General features: G+C 44.8%; 11 protein-coding genes and 2 pseudogenes. 8 read left to right on the forward strand and 5 right to left on the reverse strand.

Annotation, left to right across the window (positions count from 1 at the left end; translation table 11 throughout):
• Positions 1-128: 128 nt before the first annotated feature.
• The 3 genes and pseudogenes from MiAbW_RS18195 to MiAbW_RS18210 all read left to right on the forward strand — a co-directional run.
• Positions 129-289 (forward strand): annotated as a pseudogene (locus MiAbW_RS18195) (transposase); the annotation flags it as partial.
• Between the two features lie 32 nt (positions 290-321).
• Positions 322-554, forward strand: a pseudogene (locus tag MiAbW_RS18200) (transposase); the annotation flags it as partial.
• A 258-nt stretch (positions 555-812) separates the two neighbouring features.
• Complete coding sequence (locus MiAbW_RS18210; protein WP_151697243.1) at positions 813-1,862, forward strand: aromatic ring-hydroxylating oxygenase subunit alpha; 1,050 nt, start codon at positions 813-815, stop codon at positions 1,860-1,862.
• A gap of 16 nt (positions 1,863-1,878) precedes the next feature.
• On the opposite strand, the gene MiAbW_RS18215 is transcribed toward MiAbW_RS18210, so the two are convergent.
• Both MiAbW_RS18215 and MiAbW_RS18220 read right to left on the reverse strand, forming a co-directional pair.
• Positions 1,879-2,991, reverse strand: a complete 1,113-nt coding sequence (locus MiAbW_RS18215; protein ID WP_151697244.1) for a hypothetical protein — start codon at positions 2,989-2,991, stop codon at positions 1,879-1,881.
• 130 nt (positions 2,992-3,121) lie between these two features.
• Complete coding sequence (locus MiAbW_RS18220; RefSeq protein WP_151697245.1) at positions 3,122-3,436, reverse strand: DUF1825 family protein; 315 nt, start codon at positions 3,434-3,436, stop codon at positions 3,122-3,124.
• A 427-nt stretch (positions 3,437-3,863) separates the two neighbouring features.
• On the opposite strand from MiAbW_RS18220, the gene MiAbW_RS18225 reads away from it, so the two are divergent.
• Complete coding sequence (locus tag MiAbW_RS18225) at positions 3,864-4,049, forward strand: hypothetical protein (protein WP_045358326.1); 186 nt, start codon at positions 3,864-3,866, stop codon at positions 4,047-4,049.
• Here MiAbW_RS18225 and ctpC read toward each other — a convergent pair.
• A complete protein-coding gene (gene ctpC / locus MiAbW_RS18230) occupies positions 4,039-5,331 on the reverse strand; it encodes a carboxyl-terminal processing protease CtpC (protein ID WP_151697246.1) in 1,293 nt (430 codons plus the stop codon). The genes MiAbW_RS18225 and ctpC overlap by 11 nt on opposite strands.
• Positions 5,332-5,576: 245 nt before the next feature.
• Here ctpC and MiAbW_RS18235 point away from each other — a divergent pair, with 245 nt between their 5' ends.
• The 4 genes from MiAbW_RS18235 (at position 5,577) to MiAbW_RS18250 (ending at position 9,137) form a co-directional block, all read left to right on the forward strand.
• Positions 5,577-6,398 carry a cell division protein FtsQ/DivIB gene (locus MiAbW_RS18235; RefSeq protein WP_151697247.1) on the forward strand — a complete coding sequence of 274 codons (822 nt, stop codon included), beginning with the start codon at positions 5,577-5,579 and terminating at the stop codon, positions 6,396-6,398.
• Positions 6,399-6,590: 192 nt separating this feature from the next.
• Entirely contained in the window at positions 6,591-7,838 is a 1,248-nt protein-coding gene (ftsZ, locus tag MiAbW_RS18240; RefSeq protein ID WP_151697248.1) for a cell division protein FtsZ, read from the forward strand.
• 5 nt (positions 7,839-7,843) lie between these two features.
• Entirely contained in the window at positions 7,844-8,644 is an 801-nt protein-coding gene (thiD, locus tag MiAbW_RS18245) for a bifunctional hydroxymethylpyrimidine kinase/phosphomethylpyrimidine kinase (RefSeq protein WP_151697249.1), read from the forward strand.
• A 7-nt stretch (positions 8,645-8,651) separates the two neighbouring features.
• Positions 8,652-9,137 (forward strand): bZIP transcription factor, encoded by a 486-nt coding sequence (locus MiAbW_RS18250; protein ID WP_151697250.1) that lies wholly within the window; start codon positions 8,652-8,654, stop codon positions 9,135-9,137.
• Between the two features lie 118 nt (positions 9,138-9,255).
• Here MiAbW_RS18250 and MiAbW_RS18255 read toward each other — a convergent pair whose 3' ends face one another.
• Both MiAbW_RS18255 and MiAbW_RS18260 read right to left on the reverse strand, forming a co-directional pair.
• On the reverse strand, positions 9,256-10,767 hold the full coding sequence (locus MiAbW_RS18255) for an ABC transporter permease subunit (RefSeq protein WP_151697251.1): 1,512 nt from the start codon (positions 10,765-10,767) through the stop codon (positions 9,256-9,258).
• A gap of 110 nt (positions 10,768-10,877) precedes the next feature.
• On the reverse strand, positions 10,878-11,087 hold a 210-nt coding region (locus tag MiAbW_RS18260; protein ID WP_151695234.1), incomplete at its 5' end, for a D-Ala-D-Ala carboxypeptidase family metallohydrolase.

The raw sequence follows: 11,087 nt of genomic DNA on the forward strand, positions 1-11,087 counted from the left end.
AAAATTTCTGGAGCCCAGTGGAATGAAGAAAATATCCCTCAAGTGCTTAAACACCGCTGTGCTTACCTAAATAACAGTCTTTAGCTATTGAATAGTATTTATGTTCTGACAAAACTGACTTGCTCCCGCACTGGATTGACGAAATAACTGCCTATTTTGATAACCGAACAATTCAGGGAACAGTGGAAGGAATTAACAATTGAAGGTGATTAAAAGGAGAGGCTATGGATTTAGAAACTTTAAAAACTTTAGTCTTAGATGTTTATTAAATTGGCATTTTGCTAGTTGATTTTACATGGTAAGTTCGGAAGAACCGGTTGTAGAACGTTCAGATGCGCTGAGATAAAACTGGAAAAATTGATAAGAATAGGCGGAATATTATAGGAAAGTAGTGCCAGTATGATCCAGAAGCATTTGCCTGGTATTTGTAATTACTTTGAAAATCATACAACCAACGGATTAATTGAGGGAATGAATACCAAAATAAAGCTTATTAAAAGAATAAGTTATGGATTTACCAATTACTTCAGCTGTTTGCTTGCTTTAATTCATAACAAAAATTAAGACACAAAGTCGAGAAGAGCCAAATAGGCTCTTCTCGACTTTGTGTGATAAGTTTAAATTATATAACAGTGATCGATCTTTGTGTCCTTTGTGTCTCTGTGGTTCGTTCCACTCACTGCCCCAAGACTGTATCTTAGAATACATTTTACCCACCAAACCTGGGAGAGTCCTGCCAAGTTATGCTTCCAGTCTCATAACCTTCAATTCTAATGATAGGATGAACGATCGAAGCTCTCCAGAGAAACCCTATGACTAGCTTACTGCGCGACTTTTGGTATGTGGCCACACCGGCAAATAAACTTAAACCCGGTCAGCTAATGGCCAAAAAAATGCTAGGTGAACCGATTGTTGTCGGGAGGAGACAGGATGGAGAAGTGTTCGCATTGCGCGATATTTGCCCCCATCGTGGCATTCCGCTGCACCATGGCTGGATTGAAGGCGATGGGGTGTACTGTTGCTATCACGGCTGGAAATTTAACACTAGCGATGGCGTTTGTTCTGAGATACCCTCATTAACTGAACACGATCGCCTTGATATTAGCAGAATTTGTGTCACCAGTTATCCCTGTCGTGAAATACAGGGTCATATTTGGGTGTTTATTCCAGCAGACTCAAAAAGAGAAATTAATCAAGAAAATCTGCCTCCTGTGCCGACTATTAGCGATTTTGGCCAACTTACCCCCAAAATAGCCGAAACTATCACTTTTGACTGCCATATTGACCATGCAGTGGTGGGATTGATGGATCCAGCCCACGGTCCCTACGTTCATACTTCCTGGTGGTGGCGCAGCGGTCCGCGCCAATTTCGGGTCAAGGAAAAACAATACGAACCTGTTCCCCTCGGTTTTCGTCTTGCCCCCTATGATATGCCCGTAAGTGCGAAACCCTATAAAATTTTGGGTAATAAAGTATCGATTGAAATTGTTTTTGAATTGCCCTCGGTGCGTACAGAAATACTACGAGGTGATCGCCATTTGGCCTGTGCTTTTACGGCAATTACTCCCATTGATGAAAATCACTGCGAAGTCCATCAAAGTCTATACTATACGATCCCTTGGTTGGCATTTTTAACCCCTCTTTTGCGTTATTTAACTCTACAATTCCTCAAACAGGATCGGGATGTGGTTATTAAACAACAGGAGGGACTTAGTTATCATCCAGCTTTGATGTTAATTGATGATGCCGATACCCAGGCCAAATGGTATTATCGCCTCAAGCAAGAATACGAAAAATGCCAAGCAGAAAAACGGGATTTTGTCAACCCCATTAAAGCACAAATTTTACGGTGGCGCAGTTAGAATTCGATGATTTTATTTAGGTTCTTACCAAAGATTTATTGACACTGGCTTCAATTTGATAAATAGATGAAAGGACGCTACCTTGATGATTATTGACTAGATCGTATTTGACTTCTTGTAAATAATTAAAAATGGCATCCCGCAGAATTGGTTTTTCAATGTTTACCGTGTGCTGATAGTCCCATAAATCCCAAACTATCAAGCCAATTCCCACGATTGGATCGATTAATTCTGCCCCAAAACTACTCGCTACTGCCCCACCGGTTTTAGTGGCAATTTTCGCCCCCGTTTTTCCCGCTAGGGACAAATAAACTGTGCTGCCCACTTTCATAACTGGGATCAGAGATTTAATTCCTAAAGCAGTGGTGCCACCGACTAAAAGTTTAATTGATGTGTTAGAAATATTGCCCTCGGTATCTTGAATTGTTATGGCTATATCACTAAGATAACGGTCCCATTTGCCTTGGGGAATTTGATAACTGGCCTGAATATTCGCTAATTCATTGCTTAAATTATTGACATATAAATTAACGGTATCCCTAGTAATTCTCTCTAGACGCAATTGGGCCTCTTGGGGACGAATTACCCGTTTAGTAAACTCGGTTTGAATAGTTTTGGTCAAATTTTCTGCCACTACCTGTTCCGGGGGTGGATTATCTGTATTGACCCAGTGAGCGATCGAGGAGTATAATCCACTTAAAAAGGCCTTGCCCTCAAATTGTTTTTGATTGAAATAGTTAAAATACCAAGGCAGAAAACCCTGATCCACTCGTGTCATCAACTCCTCCACCCACCCATCAATTTCTCCTAGGGCGAAGTTTTGAGAATTTGCTCTCGCTGTCTGTAAAGCTTGGCTAATTTCTCGATCGATTTGACTGTTAGATTTTTGAGGTATAGTGATGGGAATCTCTCGGTTAGTTTCAATAGCAACCTTAGTTTTTAACGGTTCATTGCTGGCAGTTCCTAGCCAAATTTTACCTAAAAGAGGCACGATAACCACTAGAACAACTATAGCCCAAATTAACGGGGTTATCGCCTTAATCAGTTGACTGATTGCCTGAATGCGGTTAGTTTTTTCACTATACTGAGGTGGCTCAATATTCTCTTGTGAATCTGGCCTGGAGTTCATCGGCTAACCTACTTAAAATTATTAGATCCTTGTTCTCGAAAACCCACAGAAAACCCAATTTTCCGAGCAGTAAACTGGAGAGGACATTATCGGGTAAAAGTCAGCCAATACCCGATAAATATCAGCAATTTTAGCGAATTTCTGCCTTCATCCGTTCAAGAGTTTGCTGCATTTGGTCGAACATCATTTGGGGAGTCATACCAAATTGACCTAATTGGGTTTTTAGCTGTTCTACGGTCATTTGGGCGGAAAAATCCTCAGATAACTCGAAACGCTTCATAAATATCTTGTAGCGTTCCATTAACTCCTCCATCCTATCGATAAAGATTTTTTTACCCTCTCGATCGAATTTCCCGTACTCGCTGCCTAGTTGTGTGAGAGACTGATAATCTTCAAATAGTTGTCTAGCTTCCTGTTGAACCACTTCTGAGTCAAAGAATCCCATAATCTTAAAACGGCTTATCGTCGATAGTTATTCTCCCTCCTATTTTATTTTAGTCGGGGAAAAAGTCTAGCTCTAGTCGATTTACGGATTACCGTATTGGGGAAATTGAGAGGATTACAAAAGAAGCGAAAACCGATGAGTAGTGGTCTGTCAAAGCCATAATGACGGATAATGGGAGTGGTAAATTCAGCCTAATTTGTCCAATTATGCCCGCTAAAAAATATATCGTCTCTCTTATCTCAGGGAGAATCAACGGCTCTCTTAGGTTTGGTGGGTAAAATGTCTTCTAAGATACAGTTCTGCTGGCGAGTGAGTGGAACGAACCACAGAGACACAAAGGACACAAAGATTGATCGCTGTTATATAAGTTAAACTTATCACACAAAGAATAAGAAGGCCGGAATGGGGGGATTAAGGAGAAAAATCTATGGATCATACCGCAGAAAACTGGTACATTGTCCGGGAAAATACTGGAATTTGTCAGATTATAGCCCTAGAAAACGGAAAAACCCCAGTTAATGGTCAATACTGGGGTCCTTTTGCCGAGCGGGGAGAAGCGATCGCCCGTCGGGTGGGTTTAATTCGAGCGGGCAAATGTCAACCTATTGTTTAGCGGTATTGGTGGGTGTTTTCTTGCCTTCAGTGATTTCTTTTTCCAAGATTTCAAAACCCTTCTTGAATTGGGGATCCTGGAAGGTTCCCACCCGATCCCGTTCCTCTTGAAGATTTTTGCGATCTTCGTCGCTCAGTTCCGACTCCACATCAGGATGAATACCATCTTTATTGATGTCGCGTCCGTTGGGGGTGAGATACTTGGCAATTGTCACCGCTAATCCCGAACCGTCGCTAAGACTGCGTACCGATTGCACTAATCCCTTACCAAAGGTTTTCGTACCGACAATAACCGCCCGATCATGATCCTGTAAAGCCCCGGAGAGAATTTCACTAGCACTGGCGGAACCACCATCGACGAGGACAACTAGGGGTTTATTAGTCAAAGCTTGATTATTGGCCCGTTGACGTTCCGTCACCCCTTTGCGATCGACCGTAGAGACAATTAAACCATCTGGTATCCACATCCGAGCGATTTCGATGCTGGCGTAGAGTAACCCGCCGGGGTTGGAACGCAGATCGAGAATATAACCCTTCACCTCTTCGGCTTCCAATTCGCGAATCGCTTGACTCATATCGCCACTAGCTTGGGCGCTAAATTGATTGAGACGGATATAACCGATTTTACCGATCGGGGTGTTTTCCGTGTGGGCGCGCACTGGATGAATTTCAATTTTGGCCCGGGTAAGAGTCAATTCTTTCTTCTCCTCACCCCGTTGAATCGTGATCTTAACGCTTGTCCCCACTTTGCCGCGGATCATGCTCACCGCTTGCTCTAGTTCCATGCCTTCGGTGGATTTACCATCGATAGCGATAATCACATCTTTAGGCAGCACACCAGCTTTAGAAGCGGGTGTATCTTCAATGGGTGAAACTACGACTAACTGCTTGGTTTTCTCGTCTTTGGTCAGTTGAATCCCTACCCCGGTCAATTCTCCCGATGTATCTATCTTCATATTGTTAAACTCTTTGGGATCCATAAAACGGGTATAGGGATCATTGAGAGTTTTCAACATCTCGCGGATAGCAGTGTATGCTTCCTCTTGATTTTTGTAGGAACGATTTAAATACTGATTGCGGATGGCGTTCCAGTCCGATTGATTAAAAGTGCCATCTAAATAAGTGCGGTTGATGATCTGCCAAACCTCATCAACGGTTTCCTTGGGACTTTCCTGAAAAAAAGCTTGACTTTGGGAGAGACGGAATCCCGCCCCCGTGACGGCGACGGTAGACAGGACCACTGCTGTAGCACCGAGAACAAGTCCGCGTTTGTTGATAACCATAGGTAATTTTCGGATAAATTAGGCTGTTCTTGCCGGAACGCTCTTTCTGGCTGACCGTCGAAATATCTTGGCAAAAAGGAGCGTTTAGGTTCCCTGGAGACAGACAAAAGAACGCCTATAGACTACTACTGTTATAACATTTATTATCTCTTTCTTTGTCAAACTGATTACTTGAGTAGCGATCGAGTTGCCAGCAGCCCAACTTGTGACCTAAGATAACGGCAGAACTGCCCCAGATTTTCCCTATGAGTGATCAAATCCTTTCTTCCCTGTCCCTGGAACAAAAACGACAAACCCTGCGTCACCAAAGGCGATCAAAGGTGTGGCAAGCTCTAGGTCGCTTTCTGGTGGTTAGTGGTTTAGCGACGGGATTAGTTTGGGGGATGACTTCGCCCTATTGGACAATTACCAAGGCCGGACAGGTGGAAATCGCAGGCACGGAATTAATGTCCCCCGAGTCGATTCGTGCTTGGTTAAAATTAAGCTATCCCCTGTCTCTCTGGGAATTACCCACCCATCAATTGCGAGAAAAATTAGCGGCCATTCCCGCTATTGCCGACGTTAAGATCGAGCGGCAATTATTACCCCCGAAAGTGATTGTTTCTATTCAAGAAAGAAAACCTGTTGCCCGTTGGCGTTCCCATCAACAGCAAGGCTTTTTAGATGCATCTGGAACGATAATTCCTCAAAACTATTATGGTCGAACTCTGCCCAAAACCCAATTACCTAGCCTAGAAGTGCTTGGTTATGATCGACAATATCAACAACAGTGGCAAAAAATTTATCCCTTGATTGATAACTTATCGATTAAAGTTACCGCCATCGATTGGCGCAATCCTAGTAATCTTGTACTAAAAACCGAACTAGGACAGGTCTATTTAGGTTTTTATAGGGATAGATTGCCCGAAAAATTAACCGCTCTCGTACAATCACGGCCATTGTCATCCAAGATACCTCTAGTGCGAATTCTCTACATTGACCTGAGCAATCCCGATGCTCCCACTGTACAATTAAAACCGCAGCCTGCCCCTATCGTTGCCAAAGTAACGGCAACCAGTAGGGATTAACTGCAATTTATCAGCAAATAACCGCAATTATTCCCTTTAGGTATTGCCAAAAAAACCAAATTATGGTTTTCTGAACAAGAAACTGATACTGTGGATACTGGAACCGACATAATATTAGTGATAGTGTTAACAGTGCATCTCTGATTTATCAAATCAATAACAGAATCTTGTACTAAGAGTGTTCCAATTGCAATGACATCGATTAACGAAATTGTTTCCATCCACCCCAATCTGAACAGTAACGATTATGCCAGTTCAGCTATGAGCGAAGATAATCATTACTATCAGAATAATGCTGGTGTATCATTTTCTAGTCCCCATGAATCACAGATGACACCCCGAGAAGAAAGTCGTAGTAATCGCATCGTGCCGAGCAATGTCGCCAAGATCAAGGTGATCGGGGTCGGCGGTGGGGGCTGTAACGCCGTTAACCGCATGATCGCCAGTGGCGTGACCGGAATCGAATTTTGGGCGATTAACACCGATGCCCAGGCCCTGGCCCATTCCTCCGCCCCCCAGAGGTTACAAATCGGGACAAAATTAACCCGGGGCCTAGGGGCAGGCGGCAATCCGGCGATCGGACAGAAAGCGGCGGAAGAATCTCGGGATGAAATCGCCCAAGCATTGGAAGGAACCGATCTAGTCTTTATTACCGCCGGCATGGGCGGTGGCACGGGAACGGGGGCTGCTCCAATTGTGGCCGAAATTGCCAAAGAAATCGGCTGTTTGACCGTGGGAGTTGTGACTCGTCCCTTTACCTTCGAGGGTCGTCGTCGCACTAATCAGGCCGATGAAGGGGTGGGTGGTTTACAAAGTCGGGTCGATACCCTGATTATTATACCCAATAACCAGTTATTACAGGTAATACCCGCCGAAACTCCCCTACAGGAGGCTTTTCGCGTCGCTGATGATGTACTGCGGCAAGGGGTACAGGGTATCTCGGATATTATCACTATCCCCGGTCTGGTAAATGTGGATTTCGCCGATGTGCGGGCAGTGATGGCCGACGCGGGTTCGGCCCTAATGGGCATCGGCATTGGTTCTGGAAAATCTCGGGCTAAGGAAGGAGCGACCGCTGCTATATCCTCACCGTTACTGGAATCCTCGATCGAAGGTGCCAAAGGCGTAGTCTTTAACATCACTGGTGGTCAAGATCTAACCTTACATGAAGTCAATGCCGCCGCCGAAATTATCTATGAAGTGGTGGATCCCAACGCTAATATCATCTTTGGGGCAGTAATTGACGAGAAAATGCAGGGAGAAGTCAGAATTACCGTCATTGCTACCGGTTTTTCCGGCGAACCCCCCTCTCGTCCCACCGGTAGCAAGGTGGTGATTAATACCCCCGCACCAAGTCCAGCACCCACTCCCGAACCACCAAAACCAGCGGGATTAGATATCCCCGAATTCTTGCAACGTCGTCGTCCTTTTGATCGCTAACCTCCATGACTGCCATTGCCCTTACCATCGCTGGTTCCGATAGTGGTGGCGGTGCGGGAATTCAAGCGGATTTGAAAACCTTCGCCTTCCACCGAGTTCACGGCACCAGCGCCCTTACCTGCGTTACCGCTCAAAATACCCTAGGGGTCGAGCGCGTCGAGTCCTTAAGTCCAGAAATGGTAACGGCCCAAATCGATGCCGTGGTCGGGGATCTCGGTGTGCAAGCGGTCAAGACGGGAATGCTGTTTAGCAGCGAGATTATCGAAGCGGTGTCCCAGTCGATCGAGCGCTGGCGTTTGACCAGTTTAGTGGTGGATCCGGTTATGGTTTCGCGGGTAGGAGCCAAATTAATTGATGATCGGGCTGTAGATAGTCTTTTTGATAGTTTAATTCCTCTAGCTTCGATTATTACCCCTAATCGTTACGAAGCACAGCTTTTAAGTGGCATCGAGATCAATGATTTTGAGACGATGAAAGCGGCCGCCGCAATTATTTTCCAGAAGTCGGCCACACCGGTATTAGTGAAAGGTGGCGGCATGAAAGGCCGGCTGCGTGGGGTTGATATCTGCTTTGATGGGGAAGAATGGGAAACTTTTAAGACCAGAAGCGTCGAAACCAATAACACTCACGGGACTGGTTGTACTCTCTCGGCTGCGATCGCCGCTAACCTCTCTTTGGGTGATGACCTGAAAATAGCGGTGAGAAAAGCCAAGGATTACGTTACTAACGCCCTCGATCATTCCCTCGCTATCGGTCACGGAACCGGTCCAGTGGGCCATTTTTACCCCTTAAAATCCCTAAATTAGTCAATTCATGACCACTACGCCGCCTATTTCCCGCCAAGCAATCCAGAGTTTGACTGGTCGTCCCTCGGTTCCCCTCTCGGTCTATCGAGAATTAGTCAAAGAATTGCAGTCCACTCAGGCACGGGCGGAATCTCTAGAAGCACAAAACCAGCAACTTGTCAAGAGTAATCGGCAATTACGTCAGGAAATTGAGACAGTAGTTGCTCAGGGAAGAAGATTAGAAAAAGTGGTAGAGAGTTTCGAGAGGAATCCCGTCGAGGAACCATCCTTCGTCATCCCGGTTCGTCCCCGTCTGGTTACACCCCCCTCTTCTTCGCTGCTGGTTAAGGAAGAAGTCTCAGTCACCCCTCCTATCACCGTTACTGCTTCAAAACAGCCATTTTCTAAAAATAGTTGGTTATTGGTCGGGTCAATTATTATCGTGGTTCTTACCTCCGGTTTAGGGGCTTTTTGGCTTATTTCTGCCTCTAAAAACGCTGGTTCGATCGACTGATTGACTACCACCTCGGCATTTTAAGCTTAATTTCTTGCCCTTAGTCGGTTTTAACAGTCAGGGAAGTTACCCCCCTGACAATTCTCTTAAACTCGGTTTCAGTTCCCATCTGTTGCCCCTAGGCTTTCTGTTCCTGTTTAGATTTATGTAGGGGATCCATATAAATCTCTAAGCGCTTAAATACCACGGAGGAAAGGGTAGTTAAAACCAAATAAACTAAAGCAACAGCGATATAAATCTCGAAAGCTTTATAGGTAGTGGCTACCATTAACTGACCTTGCCGGAATAATTCTTCAAAACCGATTACTGCCGCTAAACTGGTATCTTTAATTAGGGTGATAAATTCATTCCCCAAGGGGGGCAACATCCGGCGAAAAGCTTGGGGAAAAATCACCTCGCGCATGGTTTGCACTGGGGACATTCCTAGACTAGAACAAGCTTCCCATTGACCATTATCGATCGATTGAATACCGCCGCGCATAATTTCAGCTAAATAGGCCGCTACATTTAAACTTAGGGCAAATAGGGCCGCCGGTAAACGATCTAAGTCGATATTTAAGCCAATTTCTCGGAACAACCCGGGCAAACCAAAATAGATCAAGAATAATTGCACCAGCATCGGTGTTCCCCGAAAGAAATCCACATAGATGCGGCAAATTATTTTTAACCATTTGTAGGGAGAAATCAGGGCAATAGCCACTAAAGTTCCGCCGATTAACCCGAACAGAAAAGACAGAACCGTTAACAGAATTGTCCAGGGAACCCCTTTGAAAATCAGGTTATAGAATAATTCTCCCCAGTTAAAACTCGATTCCTGTAAATTCTTTAAAGCCGGGGCAACTAAGGGTAATTCTGGCGGTTTTTCTCCAAACCATTGCCTAAAAATAGCATCGTACCGACCACTTTCTATGACTCGACCGAGAGCATCATTAATTAACTGGAGATAGGGGGAATTTTTGGGTAAAGCAATCCCGTAGAATTCCTCTGTTAATAATTCTCCGACTACTTTTACTCCCCTTAAACCCGCTTGTTTAATTGCATACAAAGTCACGGGTTTATCGTTAACTACCGCCTCAACTCGACCATTAATTAATTCCTGCAAAGCTAAGGCCGCCGAGTCAAATTGACTAACTGTTGCCCCCGGTATTTTTGTCGCTTCTAAGGCTCCCGTTGTGCCAATTTGGACGGCAATTCTTTTGCCTTTTAAGTCTTCAAAATTTTTAATCGTCTTATTATCTTCCCGAACAGCGATCGCTAAACCAGCCCTAAAATAAGGTCGAGAAAAAGAAATCGCTTGGGCGCGTTCGACGGTGATTGTCATGCCACTAATAGCGGCTTCCACTGTTCTTGCTTGTAGAGCCGGAATAATACCATCAAAGGGTAAATTTCTAAAGTCAATGTTGAGATCAGCTTCCTTGCCAATCGCCCGCATTAAATCGATATCAAACCCGGTTAATTGTCCCCCTTGTTGAAATTCAAAGGGTGGAAAAGTTGCTTCTGTGGCGACTCGAAAAGGATTAGGAGGGGCCTGAGAAAAAGCGGGAATAATACTTAATCCAAGCACCAAGACTAATCCTAACAAGGCAAAGATAACTCTCTGCACCGCCCGCCCTCGCCAAAATTTAATCATTTTTTAATTGTTTTTCCTTGCTTTTTTCGCTCAATTAGGTTAGCAATTTCGTCCTACTTCCCACCTAAGACAGATGTGGAAAGACTATTTGAGTATTATGATACCCCTGTCTAATAATCCCATCTCGGACCTTTTTCGCCGCCACTTCTCCAGCCTTTGCCGTTCCGAGTGTCAATGTGGATAAACCCCCGACGCGCTCCGTACCCTAGCGCTCCAAACCAATACCGATCAAGAAACCCCTCAAATTTAGCTAATGATGCCGGGCTGCTTGGTCGAATATCAACCGCTCGACCATAAAGATGTTGAGAGTTACTCGCACC

Source organism: Microcystis aeruginosa NIES-4325, assembly GCF_008974145.1.
GTDB classification, from domain to species: domain Bacteria; phylum Cyanobacteriota; class Cyanobacteriia; order Cyanobacteriales; family Microcystaceae; genus Microcystis; species Microcystis aeruginosa_G.